Here is a 25,101-nt window from a genome sequence, read left to right as displayed (position 1 = left end):
TACGTTGCATTTTGCAACGTATTTTTTATGGGTTAAGGGAATAAAGCCGGTTTAGCAGATTCTATCATGTTGGCATGGTATTTGCATTATTAAAGAAGCGGGTGCTGCCAAGGGAAGGTGAGGTCATGACAAAACTTGTAGTAATTGCCGATGATATAACCGGCGCAAACGATACGGCCCTGCAATTTGCCAAACGTAATGTACGAAGCTCCGTAAGAATTGATTTTGATCAAAAAAAATTATTGCAGGAAACCGCTGCAGTCCTTGTTATTGATACGGACAGCAGGGATCTGGCGCCGGAGGAAGCTTACCGCAAGGTGAAAGCAACTTGTGAGGTTTTACGAACTGCGAATGTACAACACATTTATAAAAAAGTAGATTCGACACTGCGGGGGAATCTCGGTGCTGAAATTGAAGCGGCGGCCACCGTTTTTCAACCGGAATTGGTGGCGATAGCACCGGCATTTCCGGAAAATCGCCGTGTTACTGTCGGCGGCTATCAACTGGTAGAGAGCATGCCGCTGGAGTTAACGGAGTTTGCTTATGCCCCCAAAAGTCCGGTGAAGGAGTCGCGGATTGTCGAATTGTTGCAACGCCAGACCGATCGTAAGATTGGTTTAGTTCCTTTGCATACAGTTATGAACGGAGAACAAGCGATCGGGCAGGCCATTGAAAACTGTGTAAAACAGGGGAAGAAATGGGTTGTTTTCGATGCGGTTTTGGATAAACATTTACGCAGTATTGCCAAAGCCGCTAAAGCCTACACCCACGTGTTATGGGTGGGATCGGCAGGTTTGGCGGAACGGCTGGCCGACTTTTATCAGTGGGCTGTGGAGCCCCGGAAAGAGACCGCGGCTTTGGGAAAAGGGACGGTATTGGTTATTGCCGGCAGTGTGAGCCGGATTACGCAAGCCCAGATCACGGCGGCGCTACAATTGCCGGGCACCAAATTAATCAAGCTGGATGTGGCCGGTCTGCTCAGGAACAACAAACTGGAAATCAAGCGTTGCATTAAACAGGGCAGAGCGTTTTTGCTGGAAGGCAAAGATGTTGTGCTTGCCAGTTCGGGTATTGACAGCGATTTGCTGACGATGGACCGGGCGGCGGAAAAAGCGGGTTTCAACCATACCGAGGTCAGCGGGTTAATAGCGGCTGCATTGGGAGATATTGCGAACCAGCTGGCGGACTGCCGGCTGGCAGGCATGGTGCTTACGGGAGGTGATACGGCCATACATGTTTGCCGGTCTTTAGGTGCTGAAGCGATAGAGATTGTAGAAGAGGTTGCCGTAGGCATACCGCTTGGCCGCCTGGTCGGAGGCTGTTGTGACGGCCTGCCGGTGATTACCAAAGCCGGTGCCTTCGGGAGTGAAGATTCTTTTGTGCTGGCGTTGCAGAAACTGCGGAGTGCGGGTGATGGGCAGTATGAACAGGCCGCAGTAAAGGGTCCCGGGCATGAAAAAACAGAATTATTCGCAGGGAGGAGCAAATCATGAAACCGATATTGGGTATAACGATGGGGGATGCAGCAGGAATTGGACCGGAAATCATTGTAAAGGCACTGGCGGATGAAAAAATTTACGAGGTTGCAAGACCGGTAGTATTTGGCGACAAAAAAATAATGGAGCGGGCAATGCGGATTGTCGGTGCCGGTTTAACCTGCCGGGCCGTTCAGGAGCCGGGTTCGGCGGGTGAATGCTTTGGAAGAATCGATGTGGTTGATTTGGATAATTTACCGGTGGATCTGCCTTTTTCCCAGGTGGATGCCAGGGCGGGAAAAGCGGCTTATGAGTACATTGAAAAAGCTGTCGGCTATGCCCTGAAACAGGAAATTCATGCCATTGTTACAGCACCCTTGAATAAAGAGGCGCTAAATCTGGGGGGCAAGCACTTCCCGGGACATACGGAAATCCTGGGAGCTTTGACGGGACAGAAAGATTATTCCATGATGCTTGTCAGCGGGCCCCTTACCGTGATTCACGTGACAACGCACGTAGCGTTGAATAAAGTCAGTTCTTTGATAAAGAAGGATCGTGTGCTCAGGGTTATCAAGCTGGCCAATGAAGCGGTTAAAATGATGGGCAAACCAATTCCCCGGATAGCGGTAGCCGGACTGAACCCGCACTCAGGAGAACGCGGCCTGTTTGGCCGGGAAGAAGAACTGGAGATTACACCGGCGATTGATGCGGCGAGGGGAATGGGCATGAATATTACCGGCCCGGTACCGCCCGATACGGTATTTTATCAGGCTGCAGTGAAAAAGGAGTTCGATATTGTCGTAGTCATGTATCACGATCAGGGGCATATTCCGGTAAAACTGCTGGGATTTGAAACAGGGGTCAATGTGACGGTCGGCTTACCCTGCATCCGGACGTCGGTTGATCATGGTACGGCCTTTGCCATAGCCGGACAGGGCGTTGCGGACAGCCGCAGCATGACGGAATCTCTGCTGCTTGGGGCCCAAATGACAAAAATCAAATTTGCCGGTTTGTTCAATGATCGTTAAAAAACGAGGTTTTTCATATGTAGAGCCAGAGTATGGTTCAGATATCTGATGGTATATATGACGAGAAAGTAATCGTCTGAGAATAACTGAAAAGGAAAGCGCAGGCTACACCTAGTCCTGCCTGTATACAAGGGGTGCTGAATATGAAAAAAGTGGTTTTGACACATCGGTTACATGACGATGGGATGGCTGTTTTAGAACAGGCCAATATAAAAGTCGCTATCACCAATAATGGCGATCCCCGGGCGATGTTGTCCGAACTCTTGGATGCCGAGGGATTGATTATCCGTATTGGATCCATCGACAGAAAGACGATGCTTGCCGCAAAAAATTTAAAGGTCATCGGGCGGCCGGGAGTTGGCGTTGACGATGTTGACGTGGAAACCGCCACTGAGCTTGGTATTCCGGTGGTGATTGCTCCGGGAGCCAATACCCGTTCGGTAGCGGAGCATGCTTTTGCTTTTATGTTTGCTGCCGCCAAAGATATGTTGCATAGTGACAGGGAACTCCGTAAGGGCAATTTCAATATAAGAAGCAATTATAAAGCGTTTGAGATATTTGGGAAAACACTAGGACTGGTTGGTTATGGCAAGATTGGCAGCATTCTTGCCGGCATGGCAGCCGGAGTCGGTATGAAGATCATTGTTTATGATCCCTATGTCAAGCCGGAAGCGATTACCGGGCAGGGGTTTCAATACGCCGCTGATTTGAGTATGATTTTGCGGAAGGCGGATGTGGTTTCTTTGCATGTGCCATTAACACCTAAAACCAAACATCTAATTGGCGAAGCGGAGTTAAAAACCATGAAATCCAGTGCCGTCTTAATTAACTGTTCGCGCGGGGGCATTATTGATGAGGCTGCATTGGCAAAAGCGCTGGAAGAGAACCGGCTGCATAGTGCGGCGGTGGATGTATTCAGCCATGAACCTGTAACCGCTGATGAACCGTTGTTTAAGTATGACAATATTATTGTCTCGCCACATATGGCGGGACAAACCAAAGAGGCTGCCTCCGGGGTGGCGACGATGGCTGCCGAGGGCGTTGTGGCGGTAATGAACGGACGGCGCTGGCAGCATGTATGCAATCCGCAAGCGTATGAACACCCACGCTGGAATCAATAGGTAAACTGCAGTATGAAGGAAGGGACGGTTTTCATCATAAAAGAGTGAGGGGGATGGATTATGAGTAGCCTGTATTCGTTATTAAATATCGGGAAAATTGTCGCCGGCGCAGGCAGTGTCCGGCAAATTACAGATATCGTCACTGCTTATGAAGCCGGTAAGGTGATCATCATTACCGATCAGGGGGTGTGGAATTCCGGTTTGGTGGATAAGCCGAAAGCATTACTGGAACAGGCCGGCATCCAGGTTTGTGTAATCAATAATACACCGCCGGAACCGTCTGTCGACCAGGTACAGGCCATCTTCCAGGCTGCCAGGGAGTTTAAAGGTCAAATGGTTATTGGTATCGGTGGCGGCAGCTCGATGGATACGGCAAAAATTGTTTCTTTGCTGCTTACCAATGATATCGGTTTACGGGAATTGGTTAAAGGCAAAGTACAAATAAAGAAACGCGGCGTACCTACGTTGATGGTTCCTACTACGGCAGGCACAGGGTCTGAAGCAACGCCCAATGCCATTGTATTGGTGCCGGAAGAAGAGCTCAAGGTGGGCATTGTCAGCGAAAAGATGGTGGCGGACTGCGTGATTTTAGATCCGGAAATGACGGTGAATCTGCCAAAACATATTACTGCCAACACCGGCATGGATGCCTTGTGTCATGCGATTGAATGTTACATTTCTAAAAAGGCTAATCCTTTCAGTGATACCTTTGCCTTAAAAGCGGTCAGTTTAATTTCCCGGAGTATTCGTAAGGCCTATCATGACGGGCACGACCTGGCTGCTCGTGAAGATATGTTGCTAGGTGCCATGTTTGGCGGGGTTTCAATCGCCACTTCAAGCACGACTGCCGTTCACGCCCTGTCATATCCGCTGGGCGGAAAATACCACATTCCACACGGCCTATCCAATGCAATCCTGCTGCCGGATGTAATGAAGTTCAATTTGAATGTCTGCGAAGAAAAATTCAAGGATATTGCCATGGCGATGGGTATTGATGTTGCCGGCAAAACCGCTAAAAAAGCGGCTGAGGAAATGATCGGTAATTTGTATGCTTTAGTTAACGATCTGGAGATTAAATGTGATCTGCGGGCAAAAGGCATTAATGAAGAAGTTCTGGATGAACTGGTGGAAGCCGCCGCGAAGGTTACCCGCTTGCTGGATAATAATCCTAAAGCGGTAACCAAAAAAGATATGAGGGCCATTTATGAAAAGCTGTTGTAAGCTGCTACGCTGAATCAAGCAGTTAGACACCGGCCGGTGCAAAATATATTTGATCTTTAGAATGGAGGAAACGAAAACATGTTACAACCAAAAGGAATCATTTGTCCCATCGTCACACCGATGACCGATGACGAAAAAATTAATGAAAAAGAATTGCGTTTGCAAGTGAACCGTTTAATCGACAGTGGAATTTACGGGCTGTTTGCTTTAGGAACTAACGGCGAAGTATATGCTTTGTCTACAGAAGAAAAAATGGAAGTGTTAAAAATTGTTGTCGAGGAAACTAATGGCAGAGTTCCTGTTTATGCCGGTACCGGCTGCGTAAGTACCAGGGAAACTATTCTATTGTCGCAAAAAGCCGAAAAAATTGGGGTCGATGCGTTATCGATCGTTTCTCCTTATTTTGTTGCCGTCTCACAGGAGGATCTATACCGGCATTTTAGCACAGTAGCAAAGGCTGTCAGTCTGCCGATTGTGCTTTACAATATGCCCGCACGGACGGGAAACAATATCGATTATACAACGGTTTGCCGGCTGGCAGAATACGGAAATATTGTTGGGATTAAAGATAGCAGCGGTAACTTTGATAACACGCTCCGGTATATTGAGAATACCGACAGACGCTTATCCGTATTGGCAGGAAACGATTCATTGATTCTCTGGACGTTGCTGGCCGGAGGCAAGGGGGCGATTGCCGGTTGGTCCAATGTATATCCCGGGTTACTGGTAAGCATCTATACATTGTGGGAAAAAGGGAATATTGAGGAAGCCAACCAACGGCAAAGCAGTATCCGCCCGCTGCGGGATGTTATGAAAATGGGCAATCCGAACTCTGTCGTTAAAAGGGCTCTAAATCTGTTAGGGTACAACGTAGGTCCGGCGCGGGAACCTGCCAGTGGTACAAGTCCTAAAATTGATGAGGCACTTTTGAAAGCTTTTGAGTTATACAAGTAAAAGAGTAATGGATTGCAATATTGTCTGAAAGTCTGACTTAGGAGGGGATACAATGAGTGAGGTCATGGTCAGGAAGATTCCCAAAGGTCGATGGTTTCACATACTCCCGCCAGCTATTATCATAAACCTTATTGCTTATATGGACCGGATGAATGTCAGTTTTGCAATGGCCGGAGGGATGAACGAGGCTCTTGGTCTATCAATGACCATATCCGGTCTGGCGGCTGGGATATTCTTTTTCGGATACCTGGTGCTCCAGATTCCGGCCGGTCATATTGCCGAGCGCGGCATGGCCAAAAAGTATATTTTGTGTACGATTATTGCCTGGGGCGGTATATCTCTGTTAACCGGATTCGTACAAAATTCATGGCAGTTACTGGTAATGAGGTTCCTGCTTGGAGTTGCGGAAGGTGGTGTATACCCGTCTATCCTTATTATTATTGCCAATTGGTTTCCCAGTAAAGAATTGGGGCGGGCTAATGCCATGTTTATGCTGTCCTTGCCGATTGCTGCCATTCTTACGAATGTGGTATCCGGCTGGATCGTTTCCAATTTTGACTGGCGCTGGTTATTTTATATTGAAGGTATGATTTCGTTAGCCTTGATATTTATCTGGATGCCGCTCATCAGTGAACATCCGAAGGATGCCAAATGGATTAGCGCAGAGGAAAGGGAATATTTAATTACCACACTGCAGCAAGAGAAAGCGGAACGGGAAAACCGTTTCAAAAAGCAAATGGGAACGGAAAGCTTCTCTTATAAACAAATGCTTTTCAATAAAAATCTATGGTTAATGACAGGAATCTATTTATGCCACAATACGGGACAATATGGTTATTCAATCTGGCTGCCCACACTGGTAAAAAAGCTGACCCAAACCAATTTGACTGCGGTGGGCTTTTTGATTTCGCCTCCTTTCATTATCGCCTTAATAGGGTTATACCTGTTTGGGGTATTATCGGACAGAAGGGGAAATCGCCGGATGTACACGGCAGTTTCGTTTTGCGGCTTTGGCTGCTGCTTATTGCTGGCAGTATTGTCTGCAGATAATATCTGGCTTTCCTATTCCTTTTTAGTTGTAACGGGATTTTTTAATAAATCAATGAACAGTCCGTTCTGGTCTATGGCTCCCTCTTTATTCCCACCCGGTATTGCCGGGGGGGCCAGGGGCTTTATTAACTCCTTCGGCAATTTAGGTGGTTTTGTAGGGCCGACGTTAGTGGGATGGCTCACGGCGTTTTCCGGGAATATGATGATTGGGCTTTACGGCTTAATCGGCATGTTATTGCTGGGAGCTTTGCTTACCATGTTGCTACCCCCGGTCACTGCCGGTTTTACCAAAAAAGAGGCTGATGAACAAAAATCTTCTGATTTCTGTTCTGTAAATTCCGTTAAAGCCAGGTAATATTAGTTATAATTTTGATGTTGAAGATTTTTAAATTATGGAGAATATAGGGAAATCACCTTGTGTTAACAGGGCGGCTCAGGAGAATAGCTATCGCAAGTTCCGACAAAGCAGTGATCAATTATTGCCTTATATAGCAAACCATAGAAAGGGCAGAATTAGCGGCCTTCCATTTATTTTCTGAATAGTTGCAAATATCTATCAGCTGTAGTGTAGGGCTGAGGCAATATCTGCTAACCCTGAAGTGGCAAGAGACTGAATAATATGTAATGCGGAGGGATTGTCTTGCTGGCAGAGAAAAAAACAAATGTACGCTGGATTGTTGCCGCGCTAATGTGGACGGCAATTGCCATTAATTATATTGACCGGACGGTGCTTGCAGCCGCGGCACCTTATATTACCAAAGATTTTAATATAACGCCAGGTCAAATGGGGATTATCATGTCGGGGTTCTTTTGGTCATATGCTCTGCTTCAGATTCCGGCGGGCTGGTTTGCCGACAAACTTGGGCAGAAAATAACGCTTGGCTTTGCCGTTGCCTGGTGGTCGGTAGCAACAGCCTTAACCGGATTGGCGACCGGATTTAAATCCATATTGGGATTCCGTGTGGCCCTCGGTATTGGTGAGGCGGCTGCCTATCCAAGCAATGCCGGGATTTCCGCCAAATGGTTTCCGGATAAAGAGCGGGCAACGGTTGGCGGAATTTTTGACAGTGGTTCCAAGTTTGGCGGAGCGGTTGCCATGCCGTTGATTGTTTGGCTTATTGCGATGTTTGGCTGGAAGCTGACGTTTGTCATTATCGGTTTGGCGGGAGTTGTCTGGTCAATCATCTGGTTCCTGTATTTTAAGGAAATTCCCGAAGAGCACAGCAGTGTCAATAGCGCTGAGCTGAAGTACATTCGTGATGGGCAGATAAAGAAAGAAGGTCTCGACAAGGAACAGCCGATGAAATGGTACGAACTTTTAAAATACAGAAATATTTGGGCCATGTGCATCGGGTTTTTTATGATTAATTATACGTCCTATTTTTTTATCACCTGGCTCCCGACTTATCTGGTCAAAGAAAAGGGCATGGGAATGCTGGCTATGGGCTTTGCAGCCATGTTGCCCCTGTTAATCTCCATGGTGGTTGAAGTAGCTGCGGGGTGGGCATCCGATAAAGTATACGCCAAAGGATGGCTCTCGCTAACTGCTACGCGCAAGGTCTTCTTGGTTGGCGGTCTGCTTATGGCTTCTTGTATAGGCTTGGCTGCTTTTGCCGAGTCGGCGATAACCGCCGTAGTGCTTTTATGTATTGCCAAGTCCGGCACTACGGTGGCTGCCTCCCAGGTGTGGGCACTTCCCGGCGATGTTGCACCTAAAAATATGACTTCGGTGGTTGCCGGACTGCAAAATTCGGTTTCTAATATGGGCGGAGTGGTCGGTCCTATTGTTACCGGTGCCATTTTGCAAGCTACCGGTTCATTTACAATGGCTTTGCTCCTTTCTTCGCTGCTTTTGGTTATTGGCATTTTGAACTATCTATTCTTGCTGGGGAAGGTAAAGCATATTGAGGTCAAATGGCCGGTTGATGCTGCAAAGACGGAAACGGCAGAGTAATGGAAGCATGCTGCCGGATTTAATCCTGTCATAATAAAACTTAAAATGGATTGATTGGCATGATATAGGTTTATAAAGGTAACAGGCACAGCAAACTATGGAGTGGAAACTCCTGGTTGGCTGTGCCTGTTTTACCTCGTTGCTCCGAAGGCTGAACAACAGTGGACATCATTTTATTACAATCAACAGCATTTTAAACTTTTCTATTGCCTCCAGCCCGTGGGGAATATTGGCCGGCATAACGATGGTTTCTCCGGTTTTAACGGTTGTTGTAGTGGAACCGATTGTGATCTCGGCTTCTCCGTCCAGGATGTATACCATGGCGTCGCCGGGGGCCGAATGGGGGCTTAAGCCCTCTCCCTGGGCAAAGGCAAATACAGTCATGCTGGTTGCCGGGTTTTGTACCAGCGTCAGGCTGACAACCTGGCCGGGCTGGTAGCTGACCAGATCAGCCAGGGGCAATGCGGTGCCGAATTCGATATTTTTGATAAACTTTTTTTCCATTCTATTCACTCCTTGTATAGTAACTCGCAGATTAGTTTAGTATTAGTATATCCTTTACTGCAGAAGATTACCGTGACGGATATCACAATGGCTGGAAAAAAGAGCGCGTGTGTCAAATGAATAGGGGGCTACATATATATATTTTATAGCTTGAGGCGGCAATGCCGCTCCCAGGCAAAACAAGGGAAAACCATTCATTGATATAGCAAGAATAAAATAGGAGCCTTAAAAAACCGGTAGTAAAGATTGACAATCCAAGGAGATGATAATTCGTGTGCGGTATTACCGGATGGGTTGACTGGGAACAAGATTTGGCCCGGGAACGTGATGTTCTGGCGGCTATGACGAAAACATTAGCGGCGCGGGGGCCTGATGCGGCAGGTATGTATATCCGCAATCATGTGGCGTTTGGCCATCGGCGCCTGAGTGTGGTGGATCCGGCCAACGGTGCACAGCCTATGACGAGAAAGCGTGGCGGCAATACATACGTAATTACGTATAACGGTGAATTGTATAACACGCTTGAACTGCGCTGTGAATTGGAAAGCAGGGGATACGGGTTTACCACCAACTGCGATACCGAAGTGCTGCTGACTGCCTATATGGAATGGGGTCCGGGCTGTGTGGAAAAACTTAACGGTATTTTTGCTTTTGGCGTATGGGATGAAAAAGAACAGCAACTATTTTTGGCCCGGGACCGTATTGGGGTGAAACCGCTGTTTTACAGCGAACGGGCTAAAAGTTTTCTTTTCGGTTCGGAGATTAAAGCCCTGTTGGCCAATCCGCTGTTAAAACCGGAGGTGGATGCCGAAGGTTTGGCGGAAGTCCTGCTGATTGGTCCGGCACGCACCCCGGGGCACGGTGTCTTTAAAGGGATTAAGGAACTTAAACCGGGATATTGCATGAGATATGATCGCAATGGTATTCATATACAGCGTTACTGGTCGCTGGAAAGCCGGCCGCATACCGATGATTTTGACACGACTGTCCGTACCGTCCGTGAATTACTGGAAGATACGGTTAAAAGACAGCTGGTTGCCGATGTGCCTGTTTGCACTTTCCTGTCGGGAGGGCTGGATTCCAGCGCATTGACGGCTATGGCCGCCAATGAATACCGGTCCAACGGCTTACATCCCCTGCATACCTATTCGGTGGATTATCTTGATAATGACAAATATTTCCAGGCTAGCAGTTTTCAGCCCAATGACGATGCTCCCTGGGTAGTCCGGATGGCCGAGAAATTTGAAACCGATCATCGCCGGGTACTCTTAGATACTCCCGAACTGGCGGGAAGCCTGTCAGCGGCTACGGTGGCCCGTGACTTGCCGGGAATGGCCGATGTGGATACCTCGCTATACCTGTTCTGCCGGGAAATAAAAAAAGGGGCGACGGTGGCGCTGTCCGGGGAATGTGCCGATGAGGTCTTTGGCGGTTACCCCTGGTTCCGCCGGGAAGACATGATTCAGGCCGATACCTTCCCTTGGTCCATGAAACCCGAAATACGGCTGGAATGGCTGTCTCCTTCTGTTACAGCCAACTTGAAGCCGCTGCAGTATGTGGCGGAACGTTATCATGAGGCTTTGCAGGAAGTGCCGCGTTTGCCGGGAGAAGAACCCTATGCAGCCCGCATGCGGGAAATCTTTTATCTCAGCCTGACTCGCTGGATGCCTACTTTGCTTGACCGGAAAGACCGGATGAGTATGGCTTTCGGCCTGGAAGTCCGTGTGCCTTATTGTGATCACCGTATTGTCGAATACGTGTGGAATGTACCATGGGAATTCAAAAACCACCAAAACCGTGAAAAAGGATTGCTGCGCCAGTCGCTTACCGGTTTGCTGCCTGACGATATTTTATGGCGGAAGAAGAGTCCGTATCCCAAAACGCATAATCCTTCCTATTTACAGGCGGTCAAACAACAGGTATTGGCGATACTGGATACATCGTCAGCCGAACTTCGGTACCTGGTAAATGAACAAACCGTCCGGAATATGGTGCAGCAGGCCGATAACGGCTTTCATATGCCGTGGTTTGGGCAGCTTATGTCCGGGCCCCAGCTGTTTGCTTATTTGATTCAATTGGATGCCTGGCTGAAAGAGTATAAGGTCAGTTTGGTATAAACTGGATGTGACGGACCAGAAAATATTATGATATACTTGTTATGTCTCCAATAACAGAGAAAGGTGCGTCACGAAACATGAACAGCAGAAAGTATACACGGGTATTTGCCGCGCTTACTTTATTTTTACTGGTAGCCGTTATTGCCGGCTGTGGCGGCGGATCGGACCTGAGCCGTGTAAAAGGGTTATCCTCCACGGCAGTAGTGGATACCTTTTTTAATCTGGCTAAAGCCGGCAAAATGGAGGAAGCGGGCCTGTATGTTTCTTCTTCTTCCAGGAACAACGCACGGGCGGCAGCCAAGTTTATCTCCGGGGAAGCGGGACTTAAACAACTCAAAAAGTCGAACTTGCTTTCGTTGCAGCAGGTGGCTGCGCAAGATAATTATGCCGTAGTAGCCGCAACGCTGCAGGAACAGGGTACGCTAAAAGTTTCGGTTACGCCTGTGGGCCTGGAAAAGGTCAAGGGGGAATGGTACATTGTTGACTTGGACCAAATTTATCAGAATGCTAAATATCAGGTGCTGAATCAGTTATTAAAAGATGTAAATTTGAAACAGCGGTAATAGAGTAAAGAGACCTTGAAACCTATATTTGGTTTTAGGGTCTCTTTACTTTTTTTACAATGACAGAATGATAGCATTACAATTTTTAAAAAATAAATTACAATATTTTACATATGGCGGAGGAGTTGGATTGTTTTTAGCTAATTATACAAGCTAAAGCTGGTTACAATTTTTCAAAATCCCCCAACCCACAAATGAAATATAAAAAAATGTAATTGAATGAAAGGAATTTTAAAAAAAGGTAATTAAAATTATCAAAAAAGGTAAAGATACGTATGAAAAATGTAAATGTTTTTTTTGCGATTCGTCATGTGAAGGCTGAATATACTGGGATTGCGGACTTCTGTAACAATTTTAGCAAAATGTTGGCATACTTTTTGCAATATTAAAAGGCAGGAGGGCTGGAAGTGAAAGAAAAACTCCACGACATCGTTTTGCAAGAAAATCGCAAAGAACCTTTGACTGACATGGAGTTGAGCGAAAGGCTGTCCGTAAGCCGGGAGTATGTGACTTTACTCAGGAAAGAGTTGAATATTGCCGATTCCCGGGAACGCAAAAAAAAGTATATCTGCGAGGAAATCAGCAACCTGCTCGCCAGTCACAGGCACATCACCTACCGGGAGCTAAGCCAGCTTCTAAAACAGGAAGGTTATCAGGTTTCGCGCTATTTGCTGGATAAATATTTACAGGAAGTCAGGGAGCAAACACCGGAACATATGCTCAGGACGGCGGATAACCGCGGTGCCCTGGCGGAGGCGCAGCAAGAACAAGAGCAGACTGGTTATGCGGCCTTCGGCAATTTAATAGGGATAAATGGCAGTTTGGAAATGCAGGTGCAGCAGGCTAAAGCGGCCATGTTATATCCGCCAAACGGTTTGCACACGCTGATTTTAGGTGAAACCGGCGTGGGTAAGAGTGAAATGGCGGAAGCCATGTATAAATTTGCAGTGGAAAGTAAACGCCTTTCACCCGACTCACCGTTTATCGTCTTTAACTGCGCCGACTATGCGGACAATGCCCAGTTATTAATTTCACACCTGTTTGGCAGCGTGAAGGGGGCTTATACCGGTGCGACCAGTGACCGCAAGGGCCTGGTTGAACAGGCTCATGGCGGTATTTTATTTTTGGATGAGGTCCACCGCCTGACATCGGAAGGCCAGGAAATGCTCTTCCATCTGATGGATAAGGGGCGGTTTCGCCGGCTGGGTGAGTCGGAATTTGTACGGGAAGTGCAGGTTCAGCTCATTGCGGCGACAACGGAGAATATTGAAACCAATCTGCTGGCCACATTCAAACGGCGTATTCCCATGATCATTGAAATGCCTTCCCTGCGGGAACGGCCGCTCAATGAACGGCTGAAGCTGATTAAAGCTTTTTTTGGCTATGAATCAACCCGCATGAATGCGCCCATCCATGTCTCCATGGATGTAATGAAGTCCTTTTTGCTTTATGAATGCCTGGGAAATATCGGACAGCTTAAAAGCGACATTCAGGTGATCTGTGCCAAAAGCTTTCTTGCTTTTGTTATGGATAAAGATGAGTGTGTCAACATTGATGTCCGGGATTTGAATGTGCACGTAAAAAAAGGATTAATGAAAATCAACAGCCAGCGCCAGGAAATTGATGCTCTGATCTGGCAGGATTTTACCTTCAGTCCGGAGCGTAACAAAGCTGCCGATGGCATTGAAAATGATATTTACAGTTTTTCCAAAGAGTTTTACGCCTATATCGAAAAAACCTATTCGCAGTACCTGGAGCAGGGTTTGACCACTCATGAAATCAGCCGTATTCTGGGAAGCCAGATTGAAAAAAAACTGCAGAATGTGATTAAGCATGTAAAAGGCAGCTTGTCGCCGATTTCCCACGACGAGGTTGCCAAAGTGGTGGGGACCGAAACCATTGCCCTGGTGGAGGAAATTCTAAAAATTGCCGAAGCGTCTCTGGGCAAAATGGATTCATCCATATTTTATTGTTTAGCCATTCATTTAAATGCGACCTTTAACCGGATGAAACAGGGGCGGGAGATTGTAAATCCCAATCTGGAGGAAATCAAGATAAAATGCAGCGAGGAATATGCCGTTGCATTGGCGATGGTCGATTATATAAAAAAATACTATGGCCTTGAATTGCCTGAAGATGAAGTTGGTTTTATTGCGCTGTATTTACATGGCAATAAAGAAGAAGATGAAGGCAAAGTGGCCGTCGTAGTGGTAACTCACGGCAGTGCCGGCAGCGGTATGGTGGAAATTGCCAACAAGCTTCTGAATGTGAATCACGGCAAGGCTGTGGTAATGAACCTCGATGAGAATCCCCATGAAGTGCTGGAACGTTTGATTTCGGTGGTGCATACCGCCGATGAGGGAAAAGGCGTGCTTTTGCTGGTGGATATGGGGTCGCTGCTGACCTTTGGTGAAATGATTTATGAACGGACCGGCATCACTGTTGAAACGGTCGACCGGGTGGATACGGTTATGGTGATTGAAGCCATTCGCCGCAGTATCCTGCCGGGAGCCAATTTGCGCGATGTGGTTTATGCCATCGAGACTTTGAATTATACCTTTAAGAAAACCCGTGTCAGTCAAAACCTTCCCAAGCGGAAAAAAGCCATTATCTCATTGTGTCTGACCGGCGAGGGCATGGCCCTGCATTGCAGCCGTTTGCTGAAAAAAATGCTGGGCGATAAATTAAAAGAAATCGATCTCATCCACATGGGCGTTATCGGCAGACGCGATCTTTATAAGCAGATTCAGGAAACCATGGACCGGTATGAAATTGTTGCCATCATCGGCAGCATTGATCCGAAATATTATGGTATCCCCTATGTTTCCATGGAGGATCTGCTGAATAACAACGGAAAAGAGCAGATCATCAACCTGCTGGATCATGGCAGTAAGTTCAGTTTAATTAGCGATTATCACAAATTGATTCCCAATGTGGTGCGTGAAGCTAAAATAATCATGGCGCCTGCGGGAAAGAATAAACAGGAGCTGCTTCGCCTCCTGTGTGACGGCATTATCAGTGAAGGCTATGTGAATGCCGGATATTATGAAGCTGTATTGGAACGGGAGAATATGGGCAGCTATGTAATCAGGCAAAAAGTGGCCCTGCCTCACGCCGACAGCAGCTATGTAAACCACTCTGTAGTTGTGATAGCCAAAACACCGGAACCTATTGAATGGGACGAGGAAAGCAGCGTATCCATTATCTGTCTGCTGGCACTCGACATTAACGGCAAGGACGGTGTGCGGTATTTATACAATACATTTAAAAATGACAACATTGTCGCACAACTGGAACAAGCACAAAGTGAACAGGAAATTAGGGAGGTCTTATTAAATGAGCAAGATTAATTTTACAGAAGCGTTAATATTAACAGATGTGGAAGCAAATACTAACATGGAAGTGTTGGACTGTTTAGCCGATAACCTTTGCAAACAGGGTATGGTAAAAGAAAGCTATAAACAGGCTATTAAAGAAAGAGAGAAGAATTTTGCTACCGGATTGCCTACGTCCAGCGTAGGCGTGGCTATACCGCATACCGATATTGAGCATGTGAATCAGGCCTCTATCAGTGTGGGTGTTTTAAAAAACACCGTGGATTTTTGCATCATGGGCGAAGAAGACAGCAATGTGCCTGTTAAACTGGTATTTATGCTGGCCATGAAAGAAGCTCATGCGCAATTGGAATTGCTGCAAAAACTTATGCAGATTTTCCAGGATGAAGAAGCGTTAACTACGCTGGCAAATGCTGCTTCCAAGGCAAAAATAAAAGAAATCGTCAGCGCAAAGTTAGGCTTGGAAGGAGGTGAATAATTGATGGCTAAAAAAGTAGTATTGGTTGCCTGTGGTACCGGTATCGCAACTTCGACAGTCGTATCCGAAGCAGTTAACAAAATTGCGAAAGACAACAAACTGGATGTGGAAGTTGTACAGTGCAAAATCACGGAAGTCCCCGGATATGTTGACCGTGCGTCGCTTCTGGTTACCACCACCATTGTTAAACAGGAATACCCGTTCCCGGTCATTAATGCCAGGGCCTTTTTAACTGGCATTGGTCTGGATGCTGTAAAAGCCCAGATACTGGAAGAGTTAAAGAAATAATAGAATAAATAGATGGAGGGATTGCAGTGGAAAATTTAATTCCTATGTTTCAGGCGTTTTTAGGCTTAGGCCCTACCGTTATTCTACCGGTGGCCGTCTTCTTACTGGGCATGCTGTTCGGGCAGACACCCGGTAGATCTTTCCGTTCAGGTCTTATTATTGGTGTTGGTTTTACCGGTGTATTCATGGTAGTTGACCTGCTGGTTTCCAACCTGGCGCCGGCCGCGCAGGGGATGGTACAGCGCTTTGGCATCGGTCTGAATGTCATTGATATCGGCTGGCCGGGTGCCGCCAGTATCGCCTGGGCATCACCGGTAGCAGCGCTGGTTCTGCCTGTTGGTTTGCTTGTTAACGTACTTTTGCTGGTAACAAAGCTAACGAAGACAATGGATATTGATATTTGGAACTACTGGCATTTTACCTTTATTGGTGCATTCGTTTATTCCTTAAGCGGCGGCAGCCTGGTACAGGCGCTGATTGCAGCAGTTATTTTCGAAATTATCGTTCTGAAAATTGCCGACTGGACTGCTCCTCTGCTGGAAAATTATTTTGAGTTGCCTGGTATTTCTACTCCTACAGGAAGTACAGTTTCTTACGCACCGATTGGTATTCCGCTGGTTTGGCTGATTCAGAAGATTCCTGGAATTAAGGATTTGCATGCTGATCCGGATACAATTCAAAAACGCTTCGGTATCTTCGGTGAACCGATTTTCATGGGGTTAATCCTGGGTTGCATACTTGGGGCCTTGGCCGGCTATGATGCAGGCAAAATCGTTAAAGTGGGCGTAGCCATGGGGGCTGTAATGTTCCTGATGCCGAGAATGGTAAAAATCCTGATGGAAGGTCTTATTCCCATCTCGGAGTCGGCCCGCGAATTCTTGAATAAGAAATTTGGCGGAACCGACGTATATATCGGTCTGGACGCTGCGGTTGCTATCGGTCATCCGTCCGTTATCGCTACGGCACTAATCCTGGTTCCGATTACCATCTTCCTGGCCGTTATTCTTCCCGGCAACAAAGTGCTGCCCTTCGGTGACTTGGCCACTATTCCGTTTGTCGTAGCCTTCATCGTCGGTGCCGCCCGGGGCAATATCGTTCACTCCGTGCTGGCCGGTACGGTTGTGCTGGCAATGTCGCTGTACATGGCAACCGACGTGGCCGTATTCCATACCCAGATGGCTGTGGACGCACACTTCAAAATGCCGGAAGGAACCAATCTTATCTCCAGTATCGACCAAGGTGGTAACCTGATTCACTGGGTGATTTATAAATTATTTGCTTTGTTTAATTAATAGCTGAATTGAATAAGCTTTCTGTTGGGCTGGCATTTAGAAATGCCAGCCCAACAGGCGCATAAAAAACATGGAGGCGGTATCTGATGAAAGCACTTGTAAAGCAGGAGTTAGGGCATGGCAACCTGATTGTCGTTGACCGGGAAGAACCGGTGGTAGGTCCTAATCAAGTGAAAATTAAAATCAAATATGCCGGTATCTGCGGTTCTGATTTACATACGTATGAAGGCAAGTATAAGGTGGCCGTTCCGGTAACGTTAGGACATGAATTTGCCGGTGAAGTGGTTGAAGTAGGTGAGGGTGTTACCGAATTTAAAGTGGGTGACCGGGTTACTTCCGAAACCACCTTCCACATTTGCGGTGAATGCCGGTATTGCAAATCCCAGGATTATAATCTATGCAGTTCGCGTAAAGGACTGGGATCTCAGGTACACGGCGCTTTTACCAATTACCTGATCGCACGGAAGGAAAGTGTACATAAACTTCCGGAAAACGTGGATTATTTGGCTGCCTCTATGACGGAGGCCGTGGCCTGTGCCCATCATGCCGTTATGAAAAGCAGTGTAAAACCGGGTGATGTGGCCGTAGTTCTTGGGCCCGGACCGATTGGTCTTTTAGTTGCCCAGATAGCGAAACATTATGGAGCGAAGATTGTCATTACCGGTCTGAGCAAAGATAAAAGCCGGTTGGACAAGGCTATCCGCTTAGGGATTGACAAGGCCGTGGATATTCAGACTCAGGATTTAAAAGAAGTGGTTAATGGGTTGACTGACGGTTATGGTGCCGATATTGTTTTTGAATGCACCGGCGCACCTCCCTCTTTGAATACCGGACTGGATCTGTTAAGAAAACAGGGAGAATATGTTCAGGTAGGTATTTTCCCGCAGGCTGAGATTTCCACAGACTTTGAAAAGATTATCCAAAAAGAAATCAAGGTGATGGGCTGCCGCAGCCAGAAACCCGCCGACTGGGAACCTTCCCTGCATTTGATGAATATTGGCGCAGTAAAAGCGCATGAATTGGTATCACATCAATTTAAAATCACCGAATGGGACAAGGCATATGATACCATTAAAAAAGGCGAAGCCATAAAAGTCGTTTTATCTCCGATTGAGGAATAAAAGCATTTTGCCTGGTTTTTCCCGCCCTGTGCCAGGCAGAAAAGAGATGGAAAGCAGAATACTGGTATTCATGATACATAAAAAATATTTTTCAGCATGTTTTTTTATCTGAATATATAGTATATAATATATGTGATCTGCTGGATTTTTCCTTAAGCTGGTTAAGTGAGTTGCGTCTATGGCAGGCAACTGCTTCATGGGGATAGATGCAATGTGAAAATCTTAACAGACTTTAAGGCGCAAGTAGGCCGTAAGGCCGCTGGCAGAGCATTAACCAACCATACTGGCGTTAGTGCCGGGCAGTACATTCAACTGCAATTAGAATGGATACTTTTAAACGAAAGGTGAATGCGGATGAATACTATGGAGCTAAAGAAAATAGCGCAAAAAGTAAGAATTAACATCGTTGACATGTTAGCTGAAGCCGGTTCCGGACATCCAGGCGGATCTTTGTCCATGACCGACATATTGACTGTGTTATATTTCACAAAAATGAATATTCGTACAGAAGACCCGAAATGGGCTGACCGGGACAGATTTGTCCTGTCGAAAGGCCATGCAGCGCCCGGCCTGTACTCGGTACTGGCGGAAAGGGGCTTTTTCCCGGTTGAGAAGTTAAAAAGCTTGCGGAAGTTTGAATCCACTCTGCAGGGGCATCCGGACATGAAAAAGACTCCTGGGGTAGATATGTCAACCGGATCGCTGGGACAGGGACTGTCGGCGGCTAATGGTATGGCTATTGCCGGTAAGCTGGATAACAAAGACTACCGTGTATATTCCATCCTTGGTGACGGCGAACTGCAGGAAGGACAGATTTGGGAAGCCGCCATGTCTTCGGCGCACTACAAACTGGATAACCTGACAATTTTTGTTGACTTTAACGGTCTGCAAATTGACGGGCCGAATACTGAAGTTATGAATGTAAATCCGATTGCCGACAAATTTGTAGCTTTCGGCTGGAACGTAATTGAAATTGACGGCCATAATATGGACGAAATCAGTGCTGCCATTGATAAAGCCAAAACGGTAAAAGGCAAACCGACGGCCATTATTGCCAAAACCGTAAAAGGTAAGGGCGTTTCCTTCATGGAAAATCAGGTCGGCTGGCATGGCAGTGCCCCGAATAAAGAACAAAGAGATCAAGCAATCGCTGAATTGGAAAGGAGCCTGTAAGCATGAGCGTTGCAACGAGAGAAGCCTATGGTCAGGCTTTAGTAGAACTTAGCAAAAACCCGAATGTAGTGGTATTGGATGCTGACCTGGCTAAAGCCACGAAAACTATTGACTTTAAAAAAGCATGCCCGGAACGTTTTTTTGATATGGGTATTTCTGAACAAGATATGATCGGAACTGCTGCCGGCCTGGCAACTTGTGGTAAAGTTCCCTTTGCCAGCACCTTTGCTATCTTTGCTGCCGGTCGTGCTTTCGAGCAAATCAGAAACTCGGTTGCCTATCCGAAACTTAATGTAAAAATTGCAGCTACCCATGCCGGCGTAACGGTTGGCGAAGACGGTGGCAGCCATCAGGCAGTGGAGGATATTGCCCTGATGCGAAGCGTACCGAATATGGTTGTTTTAAACCCGGCCGACGATGTGGAGGCAAAACAGGCCATCCATTTTGCTGCGGAATATGTGGGACCTGTCTACATAAGATTGGGCAGAGCCGCTACGCCGACCATTCACGGTGACAATTATAAGTTTGAAATGGGCAAGGGCGAAGTATTGCGTGAAGGCAAAGACGTGGCCATCATTGCTACCGGCATCATGGTTGCCAAAGCTCTGGAAGCTGCCGACAAGCTGCAGGCAGAAGGTGTTCAGGCAACGGTTGTTAATATCGGTACCATTAAGCCGCTGGATAAAGAATTGGTATTAAAAGTGGCAAAAGCAACCGGTAAAGTGGTTACTGCGGAGGAACACAGCATTATCGGCGGCTTGGGTTCTGCCGTTTGTGAATTATTATCGCAGGAACTGCCGACCAAAGTGCAAATGATCGGTCTGAACGACTGCTTCGGCAGTTCAGGAAAACCGGCTGATTTGCTGGCATGCCACAGCCTGACGGCCGAATGCATTGCCAAAACGGCTAAGTCTTTCTAAAAATAAGGAGATTCATGATGTCGATAAAAATATCGCCGTCAATATTAGGAGCTAACTTTTGCAATCTGGAGCAGGACATCAAGGTACTGGAAAAGAATTCAGTACCTGTCCTGCATCTGGATGTTATGGACGGACATTTTGTTCCTAATATTACGTTTGGACCGGATCAGATCAAAATGCTGCGTTCCGTTACCTCGGCTATGGAATTTGACGCCCACTTGATGGTCACTGATGCCGATGCCCTGCTGAGCCGCTTGGCAGAGGCAAAGGTAGATTCCGTTACCGTCCATGCGGAAGCCTGCGTGCATTTATACCGGACGCTGGATACTATTAAAAAACTGGGCATGAAAACCGGTGTGGCTTTAAATCCGGCTACTCCGGCCGATACCATTAAACATGTGGCATCCATGCTGGACCGGGTTTTGATTATGACTGTGGAGCCGGGTTTTGGCGGACAGAAGTTTATCCCGTTGATGCTGGACAAGATCAGCGGCCTTTCCCGCTGGAAGCAGGAGCAGGGACTGACTTTTGACATTCAGGTAGACGGAGGAATTAATCTTGCCAATATTGCCGAGGTAGTACGGCAGGGGGCCAGTGACATTGTTATTGGTTCATCTATTTTCAGCGGCGGCTCTATAGAAAAGAATGTACAGGCCTTTTATGCAGCCTTGAAATGATAAAGCAACCGTATCATCATGCCTGTTACACTCTATATACTATGATTTATTCAGGAGGTGAGTTGGCATGATAGCTTTAGGTGCCGACCATGGGGGATTTCAACTCAAAAATGCAATTAAAAAGCATTTAGAGAGCAAGGGCATTGCCTGCAAGGATTTTGGGACCAACTCGAAGGAGAGCGTGGATTATCCTAATTTTGCGCTGGCAGTGGCAAAGAGCGTAAAATCCGGTGAATGCAGTGAGGGGATACTCTGCTGCGGTACCGGAATAGGCATTTCCATTGCGGCGAACAAGGTTCCGGGCATACGGGCGGCCGTAGTAGGCGACGTGTATAGTGCTAAGATGACCAAAGAACACAACAACTCGAATATTCTTTGTTTAGGGGAACGGGTAATTGGCGAAGGTCTGGCTTTGATGATTGTGGATACCTGGCTGGAAGCAAACTATGCTGGGGCTCATCATCAAAAGCGTCTGGATTTGCTTGCCGAAATAGAAAACACCAAATGGTGCTAAGAGAATAGGCTTAATGCCAATATAAATTGTGAATTGCCTTTGAAAGTGTTATTTGAAAAGATTTACAGTTTATATTCCAGAATGTGACTGTAAATCTTTTTTATTTTCTTTAATATGTGAAAAAATGAACTTTTTTTCGCAAAGGTACTTGAAATTGATGCTATAATTCTGGTACAATAACACACAATACATCTGTGTATTCTTTTACAATATTTATGCGTTTGAAAGAGTGAAAATAATCACAGATAAAAGAGTGAAAAAAATCACATATGGTAAATACTGAAAGCAGAATCAGCATTTAAAGCGAAAGGATGTTTAGTTTATGGGAGAAAATAACAGACCACATGTAGTCATTGTAGGAGCAGGTTTCGGCGGATTAAAAGCTGCCCAATCGTTGGCCGATGCACCGGTAAGGGTAACGCTGGTTGATAAACGGAATTATCAGTTGTTTCAACCGCTGTTATATCAGGTGGCGACTGCCGAACTGGAGCCGTCCGATATCGCCTATCCACTGCGGGATATTTTGCGTAATCAGAAAAATCTTGAGTTTCGCATGACAAGGGTAACCAAGATTGATGCAGATAATAAGAAAGTGCTGACAACCGACGGCAAGGATATTGCATACGATTATTTGATTGTTGCCACCGGCGGCTCCAGCAATTTCTTCGGGATGAAATCCATTGAAGACAATGCGTTTGGCTTAAAAGATATGGAAGATGCTATTGGCCTGCGCAATCACATTTTAAGCATGGTGGAACGGGCCGAATACGAACAGGACCCGGAAGTGCGTAAGGCCCTGTTAACGTTTGTGGTTGTTGGCGGCGGTCCTACCGGTGTAGAAACAGCGGGAGCCATTTCCGAACTGATGAGCATGGTGCTGGTTAAAGACTTCCCGAAATTAAACCTGAAAGAAGTAAATGTCATTCTTCTGGAGGCGGCTACCTGCCTGTTGCCGGTTATGCCCCAGAAGCACCGGGATTATACGGTGGAAGTATTGCGTAAAAAGAACGTCGATGTGCGCCTGGAAGCCAAGGTAGTTGATTTTAACGGCGAACGCGTATTGCTGGACGGCGATGTGGTTATTCCTTCGCATACCCTGGTATGGGGAGCCGGTGTGCAGGCTGCCAGCGTAGCCCGCGAAAGCGGTTTGAAACTGGCCAGCATGCGCCGCATAGCGGTCACCTCCACGCTGCAGGTAGAGACTCATCCGGAAGTATACGTCATTGGTGATTCTTCGCATTTTGAACAGGACGGGCGTCCGCTGCCGATGATTGCGCCGGTGGCAACCCAGGGTGCTGCAGTGGCGGCCAAAAACATCTGTCATGCGATTAAGGGCGAAGCGCAGGAAACCTTCGTGTATAAAGATCCCGGAGCTATGGCGATCATTGGCCGCAATGTGGCGGTAGCCAGAATGGGAAATTGGGAACCGAACGGTTTCATCGCCTGGGTGCTTTGGCTCATCGTTCACGTTATCCGCTTGCTTGGTGCAAGAAACCGGATTATAACCATGATCAACTGGGCCTGGGAATACTTCTTCTATGACCGCAGTGTACGCCTGATTATGCCGAATGTTAAGAAACAGCTTAAGGGATAATTACCATTTGACATTTACGCCAAACTTGGTTATTATATAAACAATAAATGTTCAGCTGATTTATTTATTGATAGGTTTTAACAAAGAAATACTGGGCAATAAAGCCTGACCGGGATGCTGTTTGTGCAGCATTTCGCGTTGGGCTTCTTGTTTTTTTGCATAGGAGGCTGAGGGAAAAAGAAAGCGTAAAGAAAGTCCAAGCGGGAAAAAATATAATAGCTGCTGAGCAAGGGAGCTCATCATAACTATGCGGGAAAACACTTATGGTTATGATGGGCTTTATTTTTTTAGTTTGATCTAAGGTTTTAAGGAGGATCTGGTATATGGAAACTAGTATTAAAAGCACTGCAGTCCGTACGGCAGGCGAGGAAAGTGTGAAATTAACCAGGGTGCTGAAACCCGTTCATCTGTGGGCTTTGGCGGTGGGACTGGTTATCTCCGGCAATTATTTCGGCTGGAGTTATGGTTTTGCGGCAGGAGGAGCGATTGGTCTGGCGCTGGCCTTGATTCCGGTTACAATATTCTATGTTACGTTTATTTTATCGTATTCCGAACTGGCGACCGCCATTCCCCATGCCGGTGGGCCGTCGGCTTATGCCCGGCGCGGGCTGGGTAAATTCTGGGGTTACATGAACGGCATCAGCTGCTTAATTGAATTTGTGTTTGCTCCCCCGGCCATTGCCCTGGCGGTAGGCGGCTACATTCATAATATGCTGCCGGGCATACCGGTGCTTACAGCCACCGTCATTGCCTTTCTGTTATTCATCTTTATTAATTATTGGGGTATGAAAACCTCAGCAACCTTTGAACTGATTGTTACCGTTGTTGCCCTGGTAGGTCTGGTTCTGTATTGGGCGCTGGCTTTACCGCATTTTGAGCTTTCGCGGCTGATGGCCGAACCGCTGCTGCCTAACGGCATGGAGGGAGTTATGGCCGCCGTACCGTTTGCCATCTGGTTTTATCTGGCCATCGAAGGCGGTGCCATGTCGGCGGAAGAAATGGTCAATCCGCAAAAGGATATATCGGTTGGCTTTTTAAGCGGTATGGGCACGTTAATGGTTATGGCCTTTGCGACGTTGCTGTTGACCGCCGGCATTACCGACACCAAATTGGTTGACTCTATTGATTTTCCGCTGCCGATGGCGTTAAGCGGCATTTACGGCGAAGGTTCTTTCCTGGTGCTGTTGATCAACTTTATCGGCTTGTTTGGCCTGATTGCTTCGTTGCACGGCATTATTTTCGGTTATTCCCGGCAGACTTTCGCCATGGCCCGTACCGGCTATCTGCCGAAGTTTTTAGCTTATATTCATCCTAAGCACCGGACTCCGGTATGGGGATTGATTTTACCGGGTATTATTGGCCTGGGGGCTGCCCTGACCGGTCTGACCAACGTGGTCATTACCATTTCCGCTTTCGGTTCGGTCATCATGTACATTATCAGTCTGGTCAGTTTATTTGTTTTACGGTCCAAAGAGCCGGATTTAAAACGCCCGTTTAAAGTAGCCTACCCGGTTGTGCCGGTTATCAGTGTGGCGATGGCCGTCTTTTGCCTGGGCAGCTTAGTATATACTTCCAGTGAAGCCTTAACCTGGGTTTTGGGAGTATATGCCCTAGCCGTCATTTACTACTTCATTTGGGGAAATAAAAATATCCGGCCGTTTGAAGAAGAATTCGGCGTATTGGATGAGCTGGACTCATAAAACACAGGATACCGCAAAAAGC

Annotated in this window: 21 protein-coding genes; 20 read left to right on the top strand and 1 reads right to left on the bottom strand. The window is 46.9% G+C overall.

Annotation, left to right across the window (positions count from 1 at the left end):
- The first annotated feature begins 125 nt into the window (after positions 1-125).
- The 7 genes from P22_RS03385 (at position 126) to P22_RS03355 (ending at position 8,803) form a co-directional block, all read left to right on the top strand.
- A complete protein-coding gene (locus P22_RS03385) occupies positions 126-1,493 on the top strand; it encodes a four-carbon acid sugar kinase family protein (protein WP_054258819.1) in 1,368 nt (455 codons plus the stop codon).
- Entirely contained in the window at positions 1,490-2,503 is a 1,014-nt protein-coding gene (pdxA, locus tag P22_RS03380) for a 4-hydroxythreonine-4-phosphate dehydrogenase PdxA (protein WP_054258790.1), read from the top strand. Before P22_RS03385 ends, pdxA begins: the two co-directional genes overlap by 4 nt.
- A gap of 143 nt (positions 2,504-2,646) precedes the next feature.
- Entirely contained in the window at positions 2,647-3,624 is a 978-nt protein-coding gene (locus tag P22_RS03375) for a hydroxyacid dehydrogenase (RefSeq protein ID WP_054258789.1), read from the top strand.
- A 60-nt stretch (positions 3,625-3,684) separates the two neighbouring features.
- Positions 3,685-4,845 carry an iron-containing alcohol dehydrogenase gene (locus tag P22_RS03370; protein ID WP_054258788.1) on the top strand — a complete coding sequence of 387 codons (1,161 nt, stop codon included), beginning with the start codon at positions 3,685-3,687 and terminating at the stop codon, positions 4,843-4,845.
- A gap of 78 nt (positions 4,846-4,923) precedes the next feature.
- Entirely contained in the window at positions 4,924-5,799 is an 876-nt protein-coding gene (gene dapA, locus P22_RS03365; protein WP_054258787.1) for a 4-hydroxy-tetrahydrodipicolinate synthase, read from the top strand.
- 52 nt (positions 5,800-5,851) lie between these two features.
- Positions 5,852-7,204 (top strand): MFS transporter, encoded by a 1,353-nt coding sequence (locus P22_RS03360; protein WP_054258786.1) that lies wholly within the window; start codon positions 5,852-5,854, stop codon positions 7,202-7,204.
- Positions 7,205-7,489: 285 nt separating this feature from the next.
- On the top strand, positions 7,490-8,803 hold the full coding sequence (locus P22_RS03355; RefSeq protein ID WP_156318837.1) for an MFS transporter: 1,314 nt from the start codon (positions 7,490-7,492) through the stop codon (positions 8,801-8,803).
- A gap of 168 nt (positions 8,804-8,971) precedes the next feature.
- On the opposite strand, the gene P22_RS03350 is transcribed toward P22_RS03355, so the two are convergent.
- A complete protein-coding gene (locus P22_RS03350) occupies positions 8,972-9,307 on the bottom strand; it encodes a cupin domain-containing protein (protein WP_054258785.1) in 336 nt (111 codons plus the stop codon).
- A gap of 272 nt (positions 9,308-9,579) precedes the next feature.
- Here P22_RS03350 and asnB point away from each other — a divergent pair, with 272 nt between their 5' ends.
- From asnB to eat, 13 genes are all read left to right on the top strand, one after another.
- Entirely contained in the window at positions 9,580-11,424 is a 1,845-nt protein-coding gene (gene asnB, locus P22_RS03345; protein WP_054258784.1) for an asparagine synthase (glutamine-hydrolyzing), read from the top strand.
- A 77-nt stretch (positions 11,425-11,501) separates the two neighbouring features.
- Positions 11,502-11,987: a hypothetical protein gene (locus tag P22_RS03340; protein WP_054258783.1), complete on the top strand. Its 486-nt coding sequence runs from the start codon at positions 11,502-11,504 to the stop codon at positions 11,985-11,987.
- A gap of 407 nt (positions 11,988-12,394) precedes the next feature.
- Positions 12,395-15,337 carry a sigma 54-interacting transcriptional regulator gene (locus P22_RS03335; RefSeq protein WP_054258782.1) on the top strand — a complete coding sequence of 981 codons (2,943 nt, stop codon included), beginning with the start codon at positions 12,395-12,397 and terminating at the stop codon, positions 15,335-15,337.
- The gene (locus tag P22_RS03330; protein WP_054258781.1) at positions 15,324-15,800 is read left to right on the top strand and encodes a PTS sugar transporter subunit IIA; all 477 of its coding nucleotides are present in this window, start codon (positions 15,324-15,326) and stop codon (positions 15,798-15,800) included. Before P22_RS03335 ends, P22_RS03330 begins: the two co-directional genes overlap by 14 nt.
- Positions 15,801-15,803: 3 nt before the next feature.
- Entirely contained in the window at positions 15,804-16,088 is a 285-nt protein-coding gene (locus P22_RS03325) for a PTS sugar transporter subunit IIB (protein WP_054258817.1), read from the top strand.
- Positions 16,089-16,132: 44 nt separating this feature from the next.
- Positions 16,133-17,380, top strand: a complete 1,248-nt coding sequence (locus P22_RS03320) for a PTS galactitol transporter subunit IIC (protein WP_054258816.1) — start codon at positions 16,133-16,135, stop codon at positions 17,378-17,380.
- 86 nt (positions 17,381-17,466) lie between these two features.
- Complete coding sequence (locus tag P22_RS03315; protein ID WP_054258780.1) at positions 17,467-18,501, top strand: zinc-binding dehydrogenase; 1,035 nt, start codon at positions 17,467-17,469, stop codon at positions 18,499-18,501.
- Positions 18,502-18,864: 363 nt separating this feature from the next.
- Entirely contained in the window at positions 18,865-19,674 is an 810-nt protein-coding gene (locus P22_RS03310; RefSeq protein WP_373432664.1) for a transketolase, read from the top strand.
- 2 nt (positions 19,675-19,676) lie between these two features.
- Positions 19,677-20,594, top strand: coding sequence for a transketolase family protein (locus tag P22_RS03305; protein WP_054258778.1), 918 nt, complete (start codon positions 19,677-19,679; stop codon positions 20,592-20,594).
- Between the two features lie 17 nt (positions 20,595-20,611).
- Positions 20,612-21,271: a ribulose-phosphate 3-epimerase gene (rpe, locus tag P22_RS03300; RefSeq protein ID WP_054258777.1), complete on the top strand. Its 660-nt coding sequence runs from the start codon at positions 20,612-20,614 to the stop codon at positions 21,269-21,271.
- Positions 21,272-21,338: 67 nt separating this feature from the next.
- Positions 21,339-21,785, top strand: a complete 447-nt coding sequence (gene rpiB, locus P22_RS03295; protein WP_054258776.1) for a ribose 5-phosphate isomerase B — start codon at positions 21,339-21,341, stop codon at positions 21,783-21,785.
- A 322-nt stretch (positions 21,786-22,107) separates the two neighbouring features.
- Positions 22,108-23,379 (top strand): NAD(P)/FAD-dependent oxidoreductase, encoded by a 1,272-nt coding sequence (locus P22_RS03290; protein ID WP_054258775.1) that lies wholly within the window; start codon positions 22,108-22,110, stop codon positions 23,377-23,379.
- Between the two features lie 323 nt (positions 23,380-23,702).
- Complete coding sequence (eat, locus tag P22_RS03280; RefSeq protein ID WP_054258773.1) at positions 23,703-25,079, top strand: ethanolamine permease; 1,377 nt, start codon at positions 23,703-23,705, stop codon at positions 25,077-25,079.
- Positions 25,080-25,101: the final 22 nt, after the last annotated feature.

This window comes from Propionispora sp. 2/2-37 (genome assembly GCF_001298735.1).
Lineage (GTDB): Bacteria > Bacillota > Negativicutes > Propionisporales > Propionisporaceae > Propionispora.
Note: the sequence above shows the minus strand (reverse complement) of the source record. Positions and strands in the feature narration are given on the sequence as shown.